Genomic DNA, 21,001 nt, shown 5'->3' with positions numbered 1-21,001 from the left:
TTACATTCCCCCTTTATTATTTCTAACGATTAGATTTTTTCTTATTTTGATTAGATAATATAGAGTTAAGATAAATTGTATAATAGAAATACTCCAAGGAAGCAGAAAGAGCATTTCCACTTGATATTTTGGAAAAAATTCAATAGAAACGACAACTCCATACTCACTATCACTGTCATCTTGTATTGCATTGAAAAATAAAAGAAGTAAGAGGCTGGATAGCATAGTTACCAAAAACCAAATGGCATTGTACTTTATCCTCTGAGTCCTTATAAACAAAAAAGAATTAATAAAACATAATAAAAGTGGTATAAAGTACACCTTAAATGAGGTATTTAATAACTCCGTTCCCCATCCCTCTATTCTTATCTTTAAAAAATAGATTAAGATCAGATGCAGTCCAACCACAAGTATTACATAAAGAATGGCTTGTAGTCCTGTCTTGAATGACTTCATCTTTCGTCCCCCTTTTCCATTCGTTCACTTAATGCTCTAATGATATCATCACCCTTCATCGAGATTTTCTTCTTACTTCAAGCACCTATATACTACCCCTGAAATTATATGGATTAATTTTAACTAAAACACTAAATATCCTTATAATGTAATCATCGGGAATTTTAAGGCGAAAATTAATAGTAACCCCCTCTTCCGAGTCAAGATTAGATAATTTATTTGAACTGATTTAAAGTTTATGAACAAAGAACAAAGTAGAAGTTAAGTACAACCCTTTTCATTAGACCTGTTGAGTTCAAATTACTTAGAAAAGCTGTATAGATCGTAAAGCTGGTTACAAACACATGTAATAAACAACACGATAGTTTGGTTATTGCTACGGTGAGAATCTTTTGAATATTATTCCACAATCTATATAGTACCGCTTTATATAACTACTGCAACCACGTCTATGATGCACGTGTCAATGTGTTCACACCCATGAATGTCCATGCCAGTAAAGAGCTGATACACGCCCTTGTCTTTGATCCTAAAAGCGGAAATTGGTCACGCAAATGGCGTACCTTCCTGAATATGATTTATGACCGTTGCCGTATTCAACGCAGTGCAAGATTCCAGCAGCTGCTTCGCTTCCGTGAACGTTATATGCATCTGTTATTTTAAATCGTCCGCTTCGTAACAAATGGACGATACATCAAACCTTTTCATAAAGGGCTCGCTTCAAGCAGCATATGCCGGAAACTATACTGTATCACTCATCGATCGAGCTACGCCGGATGTTAAAACAGACACCAGTAGTCTATATCAAACCGGCTAACGGTACGGGTGGACGTGGTATTCTTAGAATCGTGAAAATGAAGGATAAACAAGGCGTCTTTGATATCCAAAGCCGTCGGCAGGATCGCCGTATCATAGCCCCTCGGAAGGTCTCGGCCTCACGACTGGAATCGATTGTTCGTCAATGGTGTATCGGAGGAAGTTCCTCATTCAGCAGGGGCGAAACAAGGGGGATAAACGGATGAAGTGTTACAAACATGGGGAAATCAGCGCGATCGCGCAATGTCAAAGTTGCGGCAAAGGACTATGCACCGAATGCGCGGATCGATTTTCGTTGATGCTTTGCGAGCATTGTTTACTTGCAAATAATGAGTTGGCGCAACGGTGGGTGATTATCAGTTTTGCGGTATCCGTATTTTTTACAATTATTGGCGTATGTTGGAGTTCACTCAGGAGCATCTGGTGTAGTGCCTGAATCATATTAAGAAAATGGCGGCTAGCCGATACTTCCTGATTATACAAATCATCAATATACAACTCGATTACAGGCTCTATGATTGTTGATGCCTTCTGCCAATGTGAAAAGTCAGCTTTTTCAGATAATTCATTTAAATTGAAGAGAAATTTTGTATTACTTTCATCACTATTTATTTTAGTTTTATTAAAGTTTCGTGTTAATGCATGAACTACCTCTAAAGGCCTTACTCGGGTCCTCTCATCATCAAACTCCCATGTGATGGCTGGTGATTCTGCAATCATTTTATCAAATTCGAGTGGTAGGCCTATTGCAATTTCAATAATTCTTTTCATTTTCATAACTATATCTATAAACCAATCCAATGAATGAAGTGATTCAGATTCGACTGTAAGGTATGGAGTTTGCTCCAATAGGATTTTTTCTTTCATCAGATTAAAAAGTGGATAGTTGTAAGTTAAATAATATGACAGGGTATATTCTTCACATGTATAGATTTCTATTGGTTTACATTTTTCAATTCAATGAGCACATTATCCTTGCTAGCATCAGGCATAATATAATTTGATACATTACCCCATTCAATTATTTTAGGAATACTGAGTTTTTTTTTGAAAACACTACATTTTCCTTATGATCAAATGAGACACCTTCAATCATATACTTTGCTTGGTATCCGTATATTTTCAGTGCCAATCTTACTCTGCGTTGATATTCTTGAACAATCAATAAGAGTAATTTTCGCTCCATTTATTGTAGTTCCCTTAATTAAAGATATTTCAAGCGGTAATTCAAAGTAACTTTTAGGGGCACCCTGATTAGGAATTCGAATATAAACAACAATTCCACCCGCATCTCTATTTAAATATAGATCTCCATGGTACTGAGTCATAGCGTCCTCAATTGTCCAGTATCCCGTTGCTGTAAAATTAACTTCCATTAACATTCCCCCAATAAAACTATAAGTACCGCTCAACGAGTTGGATATTAGTTAAACATTAATGTTTTTTCATCACACATTGGGATATCGCAGCTGAACAACTCCCAAGTCTTTAGAGCTTGACCTATGCTCCCCTTCAACTCAAGAAACCAACACTGGATGTACTGAGACGGATGGGGTTTGATATGGTCAAATCTATTTCCCGATTGCCCCGAGAGACGGAAGCAATTTTTTAGAATTTAGTAAGTGGTACCAACAGATTTCTGAAGTGGCTCTCTAGTATTAACTCTATGACCCTTTCGCACCGAAATATTCAACTATGTATCCTTATATTACCATACGATCCAAGATGGAAGCGGAAAAATAGCAGTTCCGATGATATCTATTTCATTTATTCTGCTTCAAATTGCTCTAGAAATCCAAAAAAAGTAGTAGTAATTTACGAAAGCAATCTTATCTGGTCGATCAATACCAAATAAGATTGCTAATATGAAATTAAAAATCAGGAGCGTTAACTAACGTTTTTTGGACGGCCTCTTCGCTTCGATCCGTCTGCTTTCAAATCAATAATAATATTTTCAATACTTAACCCGTATTTATGAATTGCGTAATCAACTGCCATTAATAACTCATTATAAGTCCACATGACAACTTTTTTGTTGTATCTTCTGGCTAAGTCCTGTAACTTAGCAGTAAAACCTTGCTCCAAATGACCTGCAACCACAATACCTATGACATGTGTCATCGAATCTGTACACTTGCCATAGAACTGCTCAAGCATCTCCCGCCCTTTATCACTTGCGCTTGTAATTTCTTTCTTCTCATAGCTCTTGGCAATGCCTACAAAAACAGCATCGTCCATATTTAACATCTTCATGTTGAAGCTAATATCGCCATACTCTTGACCATGATGGGGATGTAGATGATGGTTTGTAAAGGTAACAAAAGGCTTCATCACACAACGAATGCTATGTTCTTTCTGGCAAGCCTTACAAGCGTCTGAACTTTGCTTTGAGCACTTCTCCTTTAAAAGCTCCATAACTTCTTGTAAATCTTCTCTACGCTGATTTGAAATTCTACGCCCCCATACCTTCTCAAACTCGGGGATTTCCTCCACACGGTACATGACTCTGGAGGATTTATTCGCAGAATAGTGTAAAACGTTATTAGAGAGATGGAATTGCTCCTCTTCAGCCATAAAATCAACCTCAGGGAAGTATTTCTTAATCATACGTTGCATCAAAGATGTCAGTGCTGTATTAGGATACATCAATACACCCTCATACCAGGAGTTAACTCTTACTTTATGGCTCATCAGGCATGTAAGTTGATCCAGTTCCATGTTTTCTGAGCAAAATCCACACTTTACGGTTGTGGACCGTCCTTTTCTACTCAATACAATGATCTCAAATTTCCCGCAGGATGGGCATACCAGATCCGCAAGTTCCTGGCAGCCATCGCAGTATGGTCTAAATCGTAAATTCATATGTTTCTTTAGCGCCGCTACAGCATTTGGATGTAAATGTAATTCTGGTTCATCGAATAATAATATAGAATCCTTTTCTATATTAGAAATAACTTCTGTCAATGTTGAAATTAAAATATTTTGCCCAGAACTAAATATAGAACTAAAGTTTAATGGTTCAAGATCAATTAGCATTTCTTTTAAGTGTATAGATATGTTTCCGTACTCCCACAGCCTCCGCGATTAGTTCTTTCGTCTGCTGCATCCCATCTCTGCGAAACCATATCGGTCTTTTCCGTTTACTTCCAATTTCTTCATTAATAGAAAAACTTCCGATATGTGCTGCAGGAATAATGTGTTGTTTGGCTCCAGGTTCTTGTGACAAATGACTCCCTCTCTTTCTATTTCATACTCCACAACACCCGCTTCCTTCCAATCTATCAGGTGGCTTATCAAGTGTACCTAAGAAATTAAAAAGTGACAATATCGCAGGTTATAGCGATACTGTCACTTTTTTTGTGATGGCAACGGTTCAGCTTACGATGGAATCAACAATCTTTGTCACCTCGGATTGATCGCTGTTTTCGTTGGCCTTCTTCCTACAGCAGCAGATACAATCCAAGTAGAGTAGATTCTTCTCCCCTTAGATTCCATACTCAGAGGAAAAGAACCTCTCTCCTAAAAAATATCACCGCGTCTAGCATGGATTCTTAAATGACTCTACTTTATCCTCAGACATTTCGCAAAATTATTGCGCAGTAACGAAAACTAAGTAACCAATTACGTAAAAAATCTATTAAAAAACGCTTCAACAATTCTCTGTGATAAATAATACCCGTCAGCAGCATATTTATCTCCTAACATCTTTTTATAAAAATCCATATCATTATAGATATAGTCCTCAATAAACAAGGAAGTCATTAGTTTTGAATAATTATCCATAAAAATAGACTCAGACTCTCTATTATCCTTATGAATCGTTTGAAGCTTTACCAACTGCAGTTGATCCCCTTCATACGTCAAATGAAGCTTATAATCAGAATTACTAAAAGAGTCCATATACATAACTTCAAAATCAATATTATCTTTCTTGCATAAACAATGAGAGTTCTCAAAGATGATCCCGGCTTCTTCGTTTTTATTCACTTCTATCTTGTTATCACTCATCATATCACCTCAAGTTGGCATTTTTTACAATAATTCAGCACTAATCGGCTTTATAAATAATATTCGACGAATAAATCCGATACCCTTCACAAAATCCATTTTTATACATAATTTTCAAAATATTATGCGAGTAATTTTATACATCTATATATGATTATCAATTGTTTAATTTAAGACTAAATTCTATAAAAGTAATAGTTTGTATATTTTAAGTGAATAAAATATACTATTATTCATAAGTTCATAAAGAGAGGATAAAAGATATGCCGAAAAAATTCAGTGAAATTGAGAAAGCTCACATCCAACAAAAATTATTTGCATCTGCCAGAGACCTCTTTTCTCGTTATGGGTTTAAGAAAACCAGTGTTGAGGACTTAACTAAAGGCGCAGGTATTGCAGCAGGAACTTTCTATGGCTTTTATCAATCTAAGGAAGAACTCTTTTTTGAGCTTCTGGAAGTTGAAGAAAATCACATAAGAGTCGTTCTTTTAGAGAATGCAGCAGAAAGGCCGCTAAATAAAGAGTCCTTCAAGCTATTTTTATTGGAGTCTTTCAAACTCATGTCTGAAAATCCAATCATCCACCAAATATTATTGACTGAACAATTTGAAGCCTTAATTCGCAAGCTGCCGCTCGAGCGATTAGAACGTAATTACAACCAAGATCAAGATATGCTATATCCCTTTATTCAAAAGTGGCAAACAGCAGGGTTGCTCAAAAAAAGTTCTCCCGAGCTCATTGTTAGTATGATTCGCTCACTCGTATTACTCTCTCTACATAGACGAGAAATTGGAGAGACGGTGTATGAGGATACGCTTAAAATGCTTATATCTACCATAGCTGAAGGTCTATTCTCAGAAGAGGAGAAGATTCAATAATGATTAAAGTCCAAGAACTTTCTTACACTTATCCAGGTCAAGACAGCCCTGTTTTGAAAGGACTGAATTTCAACATCAAGAAAGGTGAAATATTCGGCTTTTTAGGGCCATCAGGCGCCGGGAAAAGCACTACACAAAATATTTTAATCGGTAAACTCAAACAGTATAATGGTTCCGCCATCGTTTTAGATGAAGAGGTTAAATCTGTGGGTTCGGAATATTATGAACGGGTCGGCGTTGCATTCGAATTCCCCAACTTTTATAACCGTTTTACCGCTTTTGAGAATCTAAGACATTTCGGGTCACTTTATCGTAAGCGTTGTTCAGAACCGATGGATTTGCTGCAGCAGGTAGGTTTGATGGAAGCTGCACATATGAAAGTCGGGAATTACTCCAAAGGAATGAAAATGCGGCTGAATTATTGCCGCGCTGTACTGAATAATCCGGACGTATTATTTCTGGATGAACCCACCTCTGGACTAGATCCAACAAATGCCGATATGCTTAAAAAACTTATTAAACAGCGTAAGGATACTGGGACAACTATCATACTTACCACTCATAACATGCAGGCAGCCGAGCAACTATGCGATAGAGTTGCTTTTGTTGTGAACGGTGTAATCAAATTAATTGATTCCCCGAGGAATCTGATGCTTCGAGGCGGAAAACGTAAGCTCAGAATTGAATATCAACAACAAGGAGTGCAGAAAATGGCGGAATTCCCTTTAGCCGATATTGGAACTAACACTGAATTCCTCTCCATTATTCGATCTAATCCTATTGTTACTATGCACACTTTAGAAGCATCATTGGATCAAATCTTTATGGATGTCACGGGGGAAAGTCTGATATGAGATTATGGAGGTTATTCCTCTTTGACGTTCGCTTTCAATGGAAGCATGGGTTGTATTTAGTGTATCTGCTTGTTTGTGTCGTTTATATTGGGGGACTTAGCGTTATTCCTGAAGCGTATTTGGCAAAGACACTGGTACTGCTTACTTTTTCAGATCCAAGCGCTCTTGGTTTGATTCTGGCAGGAGGAATACTGCTATTGGAGAGAGACCAGGGAATTTTTGAGAACCTGTTTGTTACACCAGTTAAAACGCTAGAATACATTCTGGCCAAATGTTTTTCTTTAAGTTGCTTATCACTTGCCATTGCTTTTGCTATACACCTGTCCTCTACTGGATGGCCTGCGTCTATTGTACAGTTTGTTCTTGGCATTGTTTTGACCTCTTCATTTTTCACCTTACTAGGAATAGCTGCAGCCATAAAGAGCCGTTCTATCAACAGCTTCTTAATATTATCTCAAGTGTATTCTCTAGTTTTTATACTTCCTGTGTTGGGTTACTTAAATTGGGTTATAACACCTCTCTATGCTGTCCTTCCTGTCCAAGGAACATTAATGCTATTGCAAGGAGCTTTTCAACCTCTGAATATATCAGAATTCTTGTATGCAGTATTCATCCTGTTGATTTGGATCGGGTTAGCAATTTGGTGGGTCTATTCTCTAATCCAAAGGACCGTAAGAATTCAGGACGGAGATGAAAAACATGTTTAAGTATAGAACCATGCTTCGGCAAGACCTACAAAATGCAGTAAAAGACCCGATGCTCCTGCTAATAACTCTAGGCCCGCTTCTGCTCACACTCATTATCAGGTATGGATTCCCTCCCTTATCAGATTGGATAGCTTCCCTCTCGTCCTTCCACCTTCTTTCCTACTCTGATTTTATTACCGTTGTTCTGATGTTGCTTGTTCCTCAATTAGCTGGAATAGCAGCAGGTTTATTGATCCTGGACGAGCGTGACGAACGCCTGATTGGAATTTATGCAGTAACCCCCTTGATGAAAAATGGATATCTCGCTTATCGGTTAATTCTTCCGATCTTTATCAGCATAGTAATGTCAGCAGTGTTTCTACTATTCAGCGGTATTTCACAACATAAGTTAGAGAATATCGCAGTACTCCTTTTGCTCGTATTGGAGACACCTATTCTTGCGATGCTCATGGCTACATTTGCTGCTAATAAAGTAGAAGGGCTTGCCTTTTCCAAAATGATCGGATTAACTCTCCTGGGCGCGGTTTTCGCATATTTTGTTCCAGAACCATGGCAACTATTAGCTGGGGTGTTTCCAACGTATTGGCCAGCCAAACTATACCTTGAAGGTATAGCTGTTAATCATTCTTCCTATAAAATAGCCATTTATTTTATTATCGGACTCCTTTTTCATTTACTACTCTTACAGCAGATGTTCAAGCTTTTTTGGAAGAAAATAGAACAGTAACATGTAAAGAAAGCCAGAGCCCAGGCATGCCCCAGGCACCTGGCTCCGGCTTTCTTTATGATGCTTTAAATCTTGTCTTTTCATTCCGCCCTGTTTTTCAAACTATCCGCCATTGAAATTTCGATGACTTTCTTTTGACTTAAATACTTCGACACTTCATAAGTAAATATAATGATTAAGAAACCAATTACATTATTCTTAAATTCAAGCTTCGTTGGAATAGCCATACTAGGAAAAGCTGCTTTAAAGAACAGATCCATCAACTGATTAATAAGCGGGATAGATAAACAATATCCAATGATCACTATAAATATATTACTGTTTAATATCAATGCGCTGATTTTCTTCTTACTGTATCCTAAGATTTTGAGCAATGATATGGAAGCTTTATTCTCTTCAATAATCATTGTGGTAATAATATAAATAATAATCAGGCCAATAACAAAAGAAATAAAGGCTACAACTCCAACCATGTATCGTATAGGTTTGACGAAGGTCTGGTAACCTTCTATCAGCTCACTTTTATCATTGAAAGACAATACATTTGCTCTATCAATATCTAATTTCTTCTTAGATATCGCCTCCATAAAACTGTTTTCCGGATAATTATTCAGCGAATTGAACATAGCCAGAGGAATGTAGATGATATCCCCGGTATAGACCGAGCTGATGTAATCAATATCTAATTTAAATTTCGATTCGTTTAGCTTATTCATCAGAGTCAAACTTTCATTTTCCTGTATATCAAGTTTTTTGGCCAAAGATTTTGTCATAATAATGGCAGTCACTTAATTTATTACCCCATTTCAAGAAATCTAGTTGCTTTGTTAATAATTTTTATTTAATTTTCTTTAAAGCTTTAGATTTACTTGCCCATTCTGCAAATTATGGCTAAAACATATTGTAATCAGCTTTATTCTAGAATCCGAACTCCCGTTTAATACCTCATCTCTATTGTTACGATTCAGTTAGTATTGGAACAAATGATCCTACAGATTACATGAGCGTTTAAAGAATTTAAGTGTAAAAGATATTAAAGTATTAGAATCAAGTAGTTAATATGACCCAGTTAAGGGCTTCGAAAATCGTCAGATATTGAATAATATGTTTTAGACTAAGTGTCGCAAAGAGTCAAAGACCTAAAATCGGAAATAAAGTATAGACTCTCAAGCCAACTGAAACACGCTGGTCTGCTGGTGCTTCCGGAAGAACAACTAGGAGCACTAGCTGCGGCTTCACCGTGCAGTTGGCCGCCGCCGTGACAGTCTATAACTTTATTTTCTCAGTTAAATACTTTGGTTTTTTTCGGACAGCAGTTGCAATAACAAAGAGCGTATCCTATAGGATACGCTCTTTGTTATCTCTTAGTGCCGAGGACGGGGAGATGAAATGCAAATTGAAACACGTAGGTCGGCTGGCACTTCCGGAAGAACAACCAGGAGCATGAGCTGCGCTTCGCCGCGCAGCTGGCCACCGCCGTGACAATCTATAACTTTATTTCCCAAGTCTAACACATTATTTTCTGTCTATTACTATATTTTCTTTTGACATCGGCGACAAACTCAGTCTTATTGGAATCCGAATTTTGGGCAATGTATTACGGCATCTTGTGGATCTCGCAGCGCTGGACATCAGCTTTGGGGTAGGTTTCTTAAAGCTTCCTCCAGCCCGGCTAGCCCATCAAAGACGCCTAGCAGAACCTCATACGCATTCCTGTGATACAGGTCCTACATCAACTCCCGCTAGCCATAGGTGCTCTCCCTAACGCCAATACTGAGGATGAAAAATTCCTGGTGTCAGTCTTCATCGATCCCCATGGCGATATAGATGACCTCACTAGCCACTCTTTGGCACTTGAGCTTGAAATACTTTACTTGCATGATTAATCCAATTCAATTCCCTATTGCGTGAAGTTCCTTGAAATGAGAAAATACACATGGTAATGCTTCCATAGTTTTCCGAAATAAAGAAAGGTAGGGATCACTTTGGTCTCATCATCCCCAATTCCGCTCTATGAGCTTTTTAGTATTACTAAACTAACAGCGCAAAGCGAACATATTAAGGCGGGAAATATTCTTATCAATCTATTCGGACCAGATATTTTCAGATTTTCCCGATATAATCAGGATGGTAATATTCCGGATGGTATGGGTAAAATCAATATTCTTCGTCCTGATATTATTGATGAAGATTACCTGTATTTACTTCTTAATTCCTATCGTTATCCGATTTCTTGGGACAGAAACAAAGCAATACACAGGACAACAATTGAATATCGCCTTCTTTACCATGAGAGCATCCCTCTCCCCAAGTTGCCTATACAAAAGGAAATTGTTCAAGTGTTCCAAAAAGCAAACCGCCTGCTTGATATGAGGCTAAAGTCGGACAGCTTGATGCAACAAACGTTTAATACAATATTCATCTCCTTTTTTGGCGATCCGGTTCAAAATCCAAAAGGATTCAATATTGTACCATTAAGTGATGCAGTAGCAATCAATCCCTCCAAAAAAGGCATTTCGGTTCCCGATGACCTATCAGCACCTTATATTAAAATGGAAGATCTATTGGAAGAGGGATATTTACTATCTGATTATCGACGAGTTAGAGAAATGCTTGAAGGCAGTTATAGCTATTTTGCTAACGGTGATGTTCTTTTCCCCACTAGCTCTCCAAGTCTAGAAAATGGAAAAGGCTGCGTTATTACTGGTCTGGCGCAAGACATTAGTTTTGGGTCGAGAGAATTTGCAGTACTTCGACCGATCTCTGATGTTACTCACGCCTTCTGGATTCACCGGTTATTATCTCTCCCAAGTTCCCGCAAGTATGCCGCCCAGTTCCTGACCGGCAGTACTGTACGTCGGCGCATCTCTGCTTCATTTATAAAGTCATGGAGGGTCCCGGTGCCGCCGTTTGAGCTTCAAAAGGAATTTGCTGATGTCATCTATTCTATGAATATGATCCGGCAAAGCCAATCCTTCGCTAAAGAACGGTTGGTTCAGTTATTGGATTTCGCTCAAAACAATTTTTTATAGCCCTCATTTAAGAAAGGACGAGCAGTATGCTTGAACTGAACAGGAGAATACTAGAAAAAAAATTAAACGCACTCATGGATCTGCTGTGGCGAAACGGAATAAGCGGGTCGGAAGAAAGCATTGACATTATCACATTTCTGATTTTATTTAAAGTTCTGGATATTCCTCAATCGCAAATAGGAATAACATGGAATAAAGTCAAGGACAGAACCATACAGCTCCCTGTCAATGAACTGGTCGAGGATGCCAAGAAGCAAATCGAGCAAGTAGCCGGTCATGGCTTAACGGGATCCTTCTATTGGAATGCACCGATGCAAATGCTGTTTGAAGCTATGGATCTAGTAGAGGATATTGTTAATGAGACTAATAGTAGTATAGATTTTGGGTACATCTTTGATATTCTTGGTTCCACCTTAGCTAAGCAAAAAAGGTCAGTTGTATTCACACCACAGAGGCTTGCGAATACCTTAGTGCGCATGACTGAAGTTCAGGATTCTGATGTTTTAGTAGACCCATCCTGCGGAATTGGAAGCTTTTTGATTGCTTCAATGCCCTTTTCAAGGCAGATAAAGGGATACGATATTAATGCTTTCTCAGTACGAATAACTAAAGCTAACCTATATTTAAATGGTTCCACCTCCCCGGAAGTATATCTTGGCAATGCTTTGGAGACTGGGATGAACTACATGGAATCCGAGGCAAGCGTTGTTCTTACCAACCCTCCATTTTCTATGCAAATGAACCAGAAACAGCTTTCACCCTCAATTCAATTCAATAACAAACAAAAACAGCCTTCCGAAATTCTTTTTCTTTGGAGAAGTCTGTCGCTGTTGAAGCCCGGTGGAAGAGGTGCGGTTATTTTACCAGAAAGCTTCTTTACCAACGAAAAGTATGTGAAAGCAAGAAAGAATCTATTTAAAATTGCTCTTGTGGAAGGTATTGTATCAATTCCGCGCGGGATGTTTAAAGCTTCTTCTCAATTAAAAACTTCCGTTCTTTTATTTCGCAAAAAGAGTTCTGACACAATCGAGACAGATTATGTCTGGTTTTATGAAATGGAATCCAACGAAGTCGCTCAAAACGAAGATTTTTATTCAAAAGAAGAAGATTTTTTTCACAATTTACTCTCCGCCTGGCGCAGACGCACTCAGGACGCGGATCAATGGTTTAGAGCCAAAAACGAGACATATCCTTTCCGCTCATACCCGCTTAGCCATGTTGAGTCAAAGAACATTACATTCGCTTCATTAAATGAAATCGAGAAAGAAAATTATCATCTGAGCATGGATAATTACAATTACATTGAGCCGGAGCCTCAGACTCTTGGAGATCCGCAAGAATTACTCCGCGAGGTACTGGATTTGGAAGAGCAAATTGCCGAAGAACTGCGTCAAATTATAGCGCAGGCACGTTGGATTACTGAAACGACGAATCAAGAACTTCCCGAAGCTCCTGTGAAAGCTTCACTGCCTACTCAAGAGTCTGTGTGGAAAGAAGAAGATTTTCATAAGATCATAATGGATATAACACGGAACGAGCGAAAGCAACTCATGAAAAAGCAACGCGAAAATCTTAATTCAAGCCTTGGTTGGTTTTTGAACGAACTGGCAGAATGGCAGATAAAGCTTCTTAATCGCTTCTTCAGAAAACCCCAACCACTTGCAGCGCATGAAGCAGCGAAAAAAATTATCGGTGTACAAGCGGCTCTACAGACTATTTTACTCTTTGAATCCTTCGGAATTCTGGAACGCACCTTGGATAAGGATATAAGGGTCCCCTCCCTGAATGAGGCTGAAGTCGAAACCACCGTTGTCGACCGCCAGGGAAATCCACTGAGCATGCACCGCTGGCAGCCGGCAATTTCGTATATGGAGGGTGAAAATTTGTGAAACTGAATCGAATCTATGTTGAGGAATATAAATTGTTAAAAAAATTCACGATTGACTTTCACGAGAGTACGAATTCACAATACCGGGCATCCTGCCGCTTTCTGATCGGCCAGAACGGCTCCGGCAAATCGGCCCTGCTAGAGGTAATCAGCCTCATTTTCACCCGCATCATGCAGGACGAGTCACCGGGTTTCCGGTTTAAAATCGATTATTCAATAATGCTCAGTAGCCGGGAAACCAAGATCTCCGTATGGAATTTGGAGGGCCCATTAACCTACTCTGTTGATGGCATTAAACAAGATATGCAAACGAATCCGTTCAGCGACAGGCAGGAGTATCATCCAACCAAAATTTTGGCTCAGTCTACAGGTCCCAATAATATGTTGGATGACGTCTTACTTCAAACACCGGAAGATGCTTTAATCAGTGACGTATTTGATTATATCTCTGATCCGCAACATGAAGTTGAAGACGCCGCAGGACTGGACCGTCTTCTCAGTAAGATTGAGCGACTTCACGAGGATCCTCGTTATTTGTTTATTAACGGTGAAACTGCACTTTACGTCATTATTACGTTGTGTGTTTTCTCTGAGATCTCTAACGATCCTGAACTAAATCGCATCTTTTGCCGTAAGAGAAAAAAGCTTTTTGATCTAGTAGGAAACTTTACTCCAGTTTCTTTTTCGCTTTCGGGAAACGATGGAAAGATTGCTTCCAGGTTCGGAAAAGAGAGCGGCTCGATTGAGCGGGAATTTATGAAGTTAGTTTACAGCGAACAGGAATCAGGCACCTTGGCTTTATATGATTTTGTAAGCAGAACACTCACTCAGCATAACGGTGAAATTAAGCGAGTTTTCCCAAAATCATCTACTCACCATTATCGCAGGAATGCTGTTTTTCGTTTGGAGCAAGACCCTAATTATGTACATTTCAACTACTTTCACAAAAACATTAGTAAAGAGACTACGCCATTGTCCTTTCTGTCATCCCTGATCTATGCAAAACGCATGGGATTATTGGAACACTCCGAGCTTGCTTTTAAGCTAAAAGGATCTGATGTCATATTTACTAGTGAAAACCTTAGTGATGGTGAATATTTATGGCTTGCTCATTTAGGTATCCTGCTGCTCATGAGCTGTGAAGACAACATTCTGCTTTTGTTGGACGAACCTGATGTACATCTGAACGAAGCTTGGAATGTAAATTTTATCAATTATCTAAACGAATTCATCTCATTAGAAGACACTGCCGCCAGCCATGAAGTCGTTATTGCTACCCATTCCTCCATGATTTTGACCGATGTTGATCCGAAACAGCTCTATCAGTTTAAGCTGATTTTGGACAATGGACAACCGCGTTCAGAAATCAAATCCACACGTATTTCCACCTTCGGAGCTAATTTAGGAGAAATCAGTAAGCAAATTTTTGGGACTGGAGGCATTATCGGATCGTATGCTGAAGAACTGATTGATGAAGCCTTCCGATTGGCTGATGAGGAGAACAATTATGACAAGCTTAAACAACTGCAAGATATGCTGGGACCTGGCTACCACTACTTCCGTGTCTCCAATCGTTTATTGGAGCTGGAGGAGAAGGATTGAAACCTCATGCTGATTCGAATGAACAAATCAAAATATCATAATGAATTCAATATAGTTTTGGACTTTGTGGACCAATTGTTGGAATATTCAGTCCAGCATGCGCAATTTGTTGAAAAGCATTTTCTTGCGCACTTTAATGCGGGTAAACCAACCGGAGCGGGCTCATGGTATCTATCTAAAAGCAAAAATTTAAATGGCCCCGTCGTTTCAGGATACTTGGGTTTATTCCATGTGTTGTCTATTCAGGAACGGAGTCAGGTGCATGATGCTTTTCGAAACGATATCTGCTTTTTCGATCAGTACAATACATCCACATTCTGTTTTCAGTCAACCAAGCTTCCTCCAAAACTTAAAAGTGCACTCAATGGTTTTATCGTGCCATTCTACAGTCTAATCTTCAATAAGACAGGTTTTGACCATATAGGAACGTTTTCTAAACACCCTTTTAAACGCTCCTATTTTTTTGAAGGTTACCAGCAAGAAAATGAAAATGTTAAACTATGTCCTGCATGTCTTTGTGAAATAGACATTTCACAAAGTTTAATTGCAGATTTGGATCACTATTTTCCCAAACATGAATATCCGGCCTTGGCGATCCTTCCAGATAATCTCATCCCTGTTTGTTTAGCCTGTAACGAGCGGATCAAGATTCAACAAGACCCGCTTGATACTTCGTCCATACCGGGGGCGATTCAAAGAGCATTTATCCCGTACAAACATGAAGCTATTGATGAAATGGAAATAGATATTAGATTCGGAACACGTGATAAATTCATTGTTCAGTTAACAGCTTCATCAAAAGAAGACACAGCTATTGCCAGGGTTGAAAACTTTAATCGTATCTATGATTTAAGCGGCAGATGGCCAGGAAGGCTTGATAATTTATATGATAGTCTATTAAGTGATCTAGCCGAAGATTTTCCTGATTGGGAGCATTTGGACCAATGGTTGAGAAACAAATTGACTGGAAAGCGCAATAGCTCGGAGAAAGGAAAAAGAAAGCTGCCTTTATATTATTTAAGACTAAAGCTGCTTGAGATTTTACTAAACGACTCTTTGAAATTCAAAGCGGCTTTAAGAGATTTACGAATGCGTAGGATACCGGAGGATTAATTTATATATATACTTTCAGGAATAGTGTCGATGTTCTTGATTTTGTGAACGGCTCAACATTGAAAGGAAGGCATCTTTACAGTAGTTTACTATCACTACCTCCCCCCACTAATATCAGGAGCCTGTTCCATAAGCTCAGCTGATTATTGATGAGCCGGTATATATTATGGAATTACTTTAGATAGCATTACTTCAAATTCCGTTAGTTTATCTTAGCTTATCGGGCGGTAAACGTCTGTGGACTGTACGTCATATTGCCTATAGGAAATAATTTTTGGGCTTCGGGGATGAAGGTGAAGTTGCTCCATCAGAGAAATGGAAAGAGGTGCTGATTATCTCAGCACCCCAAAAGTGTAATTTTTAGCGTACCGTATAATTCACATTGAATAAATCTGTTGCCTCTTGTGAAATTATTAGGTCCTCAATAACGCTATTTACATATCCAATCCATTGGCTCTTGTCTTTTCATCTGGCTTCCAATTAGGAGTAATTAACTGGAAATATTTATTTCCTGGTTATAGCTAAGATCAACGACTACATGGGAATTTCGAAACTGCAATTTGTTTAATTCTAAAGCCTTGATCTCGCACCTTACGATTGTTCTTCTCACCAAAAGCTTTAAAACTAACCCTTATCTCAAAGCCTTCCATATTTCTTCAATCTTATTCTGAGTAAACAGATATCTTTTACGCCCATCCTTAAGTAAAAGCGTTCGGTCAGGTATAATCCCCTTTTCTTGACAGTAATTTTGCAAAGAACATAACATAGCCAAGCGTATGGGGGTGACTAGTGAAACTGTGCGGTACTCCCCTGGCGTTAGGTGGATTTTACCTGGGAATTAGCTAAAAAAAGACAAAAACATCTTTCCTTCAATTAAACGTAAACAACATCCATTTTTTTTCGATTGGTTTAGCTTCAGTTGTCTAACCTGACTTCATTTCAGTAAAAGAGTAGACGCTTTTTCTTCAATCGCTTCGGATTAATTCTTGGCCGGCCGCCTTTTTTCCTTCGCCCCTTGCTGCTTCGCGTCTTGGCCCGGTTTAAATGCTCTAGAAAGTCTGCCCACTCTCCCATGAGGTATAAACGGAACACCGCTAAAAATCGGCAAATTCGTTCGTCCGGTGCATGCTGTAGACGAAGCTGTTCGTAAAATACATACGCAATCAGATTTAAATAAATCTGGTTCAATACCGCTTCCGGCGTAGTATAGCTATAGATTTTCTTCAGATGTAATTTCGATTTCATAAACTTAAAGAAAAGCTCTACCTTCCAGCGGTAGCGGTACAGCTCGGCCGTTTCTGCCCAGTGACATCCCAGCGATTCGTTAGGACCCGAACTCGGTGGGACTTCCCTTTCTTATCCGTGTACCTGTACTCCACAAGCCGGAATCTACCGTTGCGGGATGTGGTCTGCTGCCCAGTGACTGGAGTTGTCGCTGAACACGGCGTTCTTTCCTCTGGATTTGGCGACGATGCCGGAGCAGGTTCACAGCTGTGCGCAGTCGGTGTTGGTGTCGGTGGTGTCGGTGGTGCTGAGTTTCCGTTAAAAATGTCCGAGCACAAAGCACCCAACAATAAATAAACAGCGGTCACCAGGACATAATATTAAGTACTATTAGTGCTTATTGTAATATTAAAAAAGTCCCGATATAGGAATTCCTAATCGGGACTTTTGGTGTTTACTATTGTCTTCTGAGATCCATATGAAACACAAATCAATAATATAAAAATGTTCATGATAATGAATAAATATGCGTTAATGTATATTTATTCATTATATAGAATAATCCATGGTTTTTTCTCTTTTCATGAGCCGCTTTTTGCAGCTTTCTTGGTCATTTTCGCAGCTTTGGTGATCCACCACAATTAGTAATGTATCACTGAATATTCACCGTTTACCCACAACGACTATACCCGCAATTGCCACAAGTCTTACAGCCCTCAATATTAATCAGCGAGGCGCTGCCGCAGGATGGGCAAAGGTCACGGGAAGCCGTAGCATGGTTATGTCCATGATGACCACCATGTCCATCTTCCGTAGCTGACGGAACGCTCGATTTCAACTCCGCATTTAATGCTTCATTGAAATCCTCCAGCTCCAAAGTTGCCGCAATCGGAGCAGGTACATGATCATCATGAGCATTGTTCAGCACATGTGATTCCAGTGCCTTAGCTACAGCGTCAGCAATGGATTCAACCCGGTTCGCGCCGAAGCCGATAGCACCTGATCCGCCAATGCCTTTCAGATGTTTAATCAACAGCTCCACTTTCTCACCATGATCTCCGTAACGGAGGAACAAGGAGCAGACACGGCCTAATGCTTCAGCCATAGCAAAGACGTCAGAACCCGCTTTACCTACATTCAGGAAGATTTCAGCCGGTATTCCATCAAGGTCATTGATCGTAATATATGCCATCCCAAATGGTGTGTTGATTTTATAGGTAGCGCCGCGCAGAACCTGCGGACGTTTTTTGTATTGTTTATCCGCCTCTTTTGTAGTCACTTGAGGCGCTGGACTTGCTGCTACAACACTTGTACTCGCTTCTACAGTAGTTGTAGCTTCTTCTGCCGCAACCGGAGCGGCTTCTTTTTTGTCTTCCTTCTTCGTGGTTTCCAGGACTTGAACGTCACGGCTTCCATCGCGGTAGATCGTAACACCCTTACAACCTAGATCAAAGGCCATTTCATATAGCTCAGCCGTCTCCTCAACCGTAAAGTCAGACGGGCAGTTCGCTGTTTTGGAAATAGAGCTATCTACCCAGCGTTGGATCGCTGCTTGCGCACGGATATGATCTTTAGCTGACAGATCCATCGAAGTTACAAAGTAGTCCGGTAGCTCTTCACCCGGATGAGCTTCCAGCCACTCTTGAGCGATTGGAACAAACTGTTCATCATAGCCAAGACGACTTTGACGGAAATATTTAAAGGCAAAATAAGGCTCAATTCCCGTAGAAGTACCTACCATTGTACCTGTACTACCTGTAGGTGCTTGTGTAATCACTGTAACGTTACGCATACCATGTTCACGAATCGCTTCGCCAACCTCTGGATACGCTTCGACTATATTTTTCATAAAGCCGCTCATTAGATATTTCTCAGTATCAAAAGCTAGGAAGGAACCCTTCTCTCCAGCAATTTCTGCCGAAGCAAGGTAGGCTTCACGAGCCATAAAGCCGTATAGCTTGTCCAGAAACTCCAACGATTCCGGGCTGCCGTAACGGATGTTCAATTTAATCATCAGCTCCGCCAATCCCATGGTTCCGAGACCCACGCGGCGTTCCTTTTTCTGATTCGCTTCATTTTCCGGGAAATGATAAGGTGTTTTATCAATTACATTGTCCAGAAAACGGACGGAATAACGTGTGGTAGTCGCAAGATCTTCCCAATCCACATCATGATTTTTCTCATCGTAGAACTTGGACAGGTTCACCGCAGACAGATTGCAGACTCCCCAGCCAGGCAGGCCTTGTTCACCACACGGATTTGTACAAATAATCGGGTTGAAATACCAGCTATTAGACATCTGGTTATAGTATTCCATGAATACGACGCCCGGCTCAGCGGATTTCCATGCCGATTCAATGATCGTACGCCACACGTCACGCGCTTTTACGGTGCGATAATGGATAACGTTTTTGCCGGCAGCTTTCCACTTGTCGAGATCGCCATCCCACATTTCGTTATATTCAGGATCGGTTGTATCCGGGAATACGAGATCCCAGTCCAGATCTTCTTTTACAGCCTTCATAAAACCATTGCTCACACATACCGAAAGGTTAGCATTAGTGACTTGGCCCATCGTTTGCTTCACGGTAATGAAGTCCTCAACATCGGGATGCCAGTCATTAATCATTAGCATGAGCGCACCACGACGGCTGCCGCCTTGCTCAATAAGCCCCGTAGTATAACTAAACAAACCGCCCCAAGATACGGAACCACTGGATGAACCATTAACCCCTCTAACAATCGCACGACGAGGACGCAATGAAGACAGGTTAATGCCCACACCGCCACCACGGGCCATAATCTCCGTCATTTCAGACAATGTCTGCATGATGCCGCCACGGCTGTCTTTTGGAGAGGGAATCACATAACAGTTGAACAATGTTAATTCTTCACTAGCACCTGCACCAGCCGCAATACGTCCACCCGGTACAAGCTTCCAATCATCCAGGATTGAACGGAATTTGCCTGCCCATTCTGCTTGAAGCTCAGGTGTCTTCTCTACAGAAGCCATCGCTGTGGATAGACGGTCCCACATTTCCTCAGGAGTTTTTTCTATATTAAGGGTCAACTTCTCAACATCCGATTTCACAAGCTCGCCACTGCGTGTCTTTACAGTTACGATTCGCCCACTGCGCTCCACAATTTCTCCGACTTCCTTAGTTGGAAACTTCGGATCATCTTTGGTCAGCACCAATACAACATCGCCTACTTTAGCATTGTTGTTGTCTGCATCCTTCCAAGCATAACGATCCAAAAATATTTTTTCACTTAGCCCTTCAAGGCGTTGCTTACGTTCCACTTTACTCAATAAAAAAACCTCCCGCATGTGTAGTAGATATTAGTTTCCGGTCCAAGGTATGGGCCCACAACAAAAACTCCCTTACCATCCTCCGCTGCTTAACAGGTGTATGTAGGAAGCTCATCTTGTCAATAACAAATACCAGCTAAGCACTCTATAAAAAATACATATTCAAGCTTTTGTCACAATATATTGTGTGCATCAGCTTTTAAACTATACCACATATTGTATCGAAGGTCTTATTCGAAAATAGAGTCAAGTTGCCGAATTATCGCAAACGTTGCTGCTTTTTCTCGCTCTTGCTCTCTTTTTTAAAGGCTATCGTGAAAAATAAGAGGTTATGAATTCTCTCGTTTACGAGCATACTACTCTTACGAATGGTGATATAAATCCGA

20 protein-coding genes are annotated in these 21,001 nt (G+C 39.9%); 10 read left to right on the top strand and 10 right to left on the bottom strand.

Annotated features, from left to right (window positions below; genetic code table 11):
* Nucleotides 1-456 (bottom strand): hypothetical protein, encoded by a 456-nt coding sequence (locus MHH86_RS11160; RefSeq protein WP_036689583.1) that lies wholly within the window; start codon nt 454-456, stop codon nt 1-3.
* A gap of 468 nt (nt 457-924) precedes the next feature.
* On the opposite strand from MHH86_RS11160, the gene MHH86_RS11155 reads away from it, so the two are divergent.
* Both MHH86_RS11155 and MHH86_RS11150 read left to right on the top strand, forming a co-directional pair.
* Nucleotides 925-1,119: a hypothetical protein gene (locus MHH86_RS11155; RefSeq protein ID WP_143766126.1), complete on the top strand. Its 195-nt coding sequence runs from the start codon at nt 925-927 to the stop codon at nt 1,117-1,119.
* 68 nt (nt 1,120-1,187) lie between these two features.
* Nucleotides 1,188-1,478 (top strand): YheC/YheD family protein, encoded by a 291-nt coding sequence (locus MHH86_RS11150; RefSeq protein ID WP_076178984.1) that lies wholly within the window; start codon nt 1,188-1,190, stop codon nt 1,476-1,478.
* 40 nt (nt 1,479-1,518) lie between these two features.
* On the opposite strand, the gene MHH86_RS11145 is transcribed toward MHH86_RS11150, so the two are convergent.
* The 5 genes from MHH86_RS11145 to MHH86_RS11125 all read right to left on the bottom strand — a co-directional run bounded on the left by MHH86_RS11145 (nt 1,519) and on the right by MHH86_RS11125 (nt 5,280).
* Nucleotides 1,519-2,205, bottom strand: coding sequence for a hypothetical protein (locus tag MHH86_RS11145; RefSeq protein WP_327196855.1), 687 nt, complete (start codon nt 2,203-2,205; stop codon nt 1,519-1,521).
* Between the two features lie 155 nt (nt 2,206-2,360).
* Entirely contained in the window at nt 2,361-2,648 is a 288-nt protein-coding gene (locus MHH86_RS11140; protein WP_036689581.1) for a hypothetical protein, read from the bottom strand.
* Nucleotides 2,649-3,159: 511 nt separating this feature from the next.
* On the bottom strand, nt 3,160-4,308 hold the full coding sequence (locus tag MHH86_RS11135; RefSeq protein WP_076316561.1) for an AAA family ATPase: 1,149 nt from the start codon (nt 4,306-4,308) through the stop codon (nt 3,160-3,162).
* Nucleotides 4,298-4,498: a hypothetical protein gene (locus tag MHH86_RS11130; RefSeq protein WP_076316560.1), complete on the bottom strand. Its 201-nt coding sequence runs from the start codon at nt 4,496-4,498 to the stop codon at nt 4,298-4,300. The genes MHH86_RS11135 and MHH86_RS11130 overlap by 11 nt, the downstream gene beginning before the upstream one ends.
* A gap of 395 nt (nt 4,499-4,893) precedes the next feature.
* Nucleotides 4,894-5,280, bottom strand: coding sequence for a hypothetical protein (locus MHH86_RS11125; RefSeq protein ID WP_036689573.1), 387 nt, complete (start codon nt 5,278-5,280; stop codon nt 4,894-4,896).
* A gap of 263 nt (nt 5,281-5,543) precedes the next feature.
* Between MHH86_RS11125 and MHH86_RS11120 the strand changes: the two genes are divergently transcribed.
* Together MHH86_RS11120 and MHH86_RS11115 are read left to right on the top strand one after the other, a co-directional pair.
* Nucleotides 5,544-6,158: a TetR/AcrR family transcriptional regulator gene (locus MHH86_RS11120; protein WP_036689571.1), complete on the top strand. Its 615-nt coding sequence runs from the start codon at nt 5,544-5,546 to the stop codon at nt 6,156-6,158.
* A complete protein-coding gene (locus tag MHH86_RS11115) occupies nt 6,158-7,012 on the top strand; it encodes an ABC transporter ATP-binding protein (protein WP_036689569.1) in 855 nt (284 codons plus the stop codon). Before MHH86_RS11120 ends, MHH86_RS11115 begins: the two co-directional genes overlap by 1 nt.
* 82 nt (nt 7,013-7,094) lie before the next feature.
* Here the strand turns inward: MHH86_RS11115 and MHH86_RS11110 are convergent, their stop codons facing one another.
* Nucleotides 7,095-7,430: a hypothetical protein gene (locus MHH86_RS11110; RefSeq protein ID WP_342479724.1), complete on the bottom strand. Its 336-nt coding sequence runs from the start codon at nt 7,428-7,430 to the stop codon at nt 7,095-7,097.
* Nucleotides 7,431-7,702: 272 nt separating this feature from the next.
* On the opposite strand from MHH86_RS11110, the gene MHH86_RS11105 reads away from it, so the two are divergent.
* Nucleotides 7,703-8,446, top strand: a complete 744-nt coding sequence (locus MHH86_RS11105) for a hypothetical protein (RefSeq protein WP_342479723.1) — start codon at nt 7,703-7,705, stop codon at nt 8,444-8,446.
* A gap of 80 nt (nt 8,447-8,526) precedes the next feature.
* On the opposite strand, the gene MHH86_RS11100 is transcribed toward MHH86_RS11105, so the two are convergent.
* Complete coding sequence (locus tag MHH86_RS11100; protein WP_179088405.1) at nt 8,527-9,162, bottom strand: FtsX-like permease family protein; 636 nt, start codon at nt 9,160-9,162, stop codon at nt 8,527-8,529.
* Between the two features lie 1,269 nt (nt 9,163-10,431).
* On the opposite strand from MHH86_RS11100, the gene MHH86_RS11095 reads away from it, so the two are divergent.
* The 4 genes from MHH86_RS11095 to MHH86_RS11080 are packed head-to-tail and all read left to right on the top strand — an operon-like array spanning nt 10,432 to nt 16,081.
* Nucleotides 10,432-11,478 (top strand): restriction endonuclease subunit S, encoded by a 1,047-nt coding sequence (locus tag MHH86_RS11095; RefSeq protein ID WP_036689556.1) that lies wholly within the window; start codon nt 10,432-10,434, stop codon nt 11,476-11,478.
* Between the two features lie 26 nt (nt 11,479-11,504).
* The gene (locus MHH86_RS11090; protein ID WP_081383542.1) at nt 11,505-13,367 is read left to right on the top strand and encodes an N-6 DNA methylase; all 1,863 of its coding nucleotides are present in this window, start codon (nt 11,505-11,507) and stop codon (nt 13,365-13,367) included.
* A complete protein-coding gene (locus tag MHH86_RS11085) occupies nt 13,364-14,968 on the top strand; it encodes an AAA family ATPase (protein WP_036689551.1) in 1,605 nt (534 codons plus the stop codon). The genes MHH86_RS11090 and MHH86_RS11085 overlap by 4 nt, the downstream gene beginning before the upstream one ends.
* A gap of 18 nt (nt 14,969-14,986) precedes the next feature.
* Complete coding sequence (locus MHH86_RS11080) at nt 14,987-16,081, top strand: hypothetical protein (protein WP_143766122.1); 1,095 nt, start codon at nt 14,987-14,989, stop codon at nt 16,079-16,081.
* 939 nt (nt 16,082-17,020) lie between these two features.
* Here MHH86_RS11080 and MHH86_RS11075 read toward each other — a convergent pair.
* Complete coding sequence (locus MHH86_RS11075) at nt 17,021-17,368, bottom strand: transposase (protein ID WP_256715901.1); 348 nt, start codon at nt 17,366-17,368, stop codon at nt 17,021-17,023.
* 75 nt (nt 17,369-17,443) lie between these two features.
* Here MHH86_RS11075 and MHH86_RS11070 point away from each other — a divergent pair, with 75 nt between their 5' ends.
* Nucleotides 17,444-17,662, top strand: coding sequence for a hypothetical protein (locus MHH86_RS11070; RefSeq protein WP_143766838.1), 219 nt, complete (start codon nt 17,444-17,446; stop codon nt 17,660-17,662).
* A gap of 313 nt (nt 17,663-17,975) precedes the next feature.
* Here MHH86_RS11070 and MHH86_RS11065 read toward each other — a convergent pair whose 3' ends face one another.
* Nucleotides 17,976-20,633 carry an adenosylcobalamin-dependent ribonucleoside-diphosphate reductase gene (locus MHH86_RS11065; protein ID WP_076316558.1) on the bottom strand — a complete coding sequence of 886 codons (2,658 nt, stop codon included), beginning with the start codon at nt 20,631-20,633 and terminating at the stop codon, nt 17,976-17,978.
* Between the last annotated feature and the right edge of the window lie 368 nt (nt 20,634-21,001).

This window comes from Paenibacillus sp. FSL F4-0097 (genome assembly GCF_038593125.1).
Taxonomy (GTDB): domain Bacteria; phylum Bacillota; class Bacilli; order Paenibacillales; family Paenibacillaceae; genus Paenibacillus_AQ; species Paenibacillus_AQ odorifer.
This window is presented reverse-complemented; position numbering and strand designations above follow the sequence as displayed.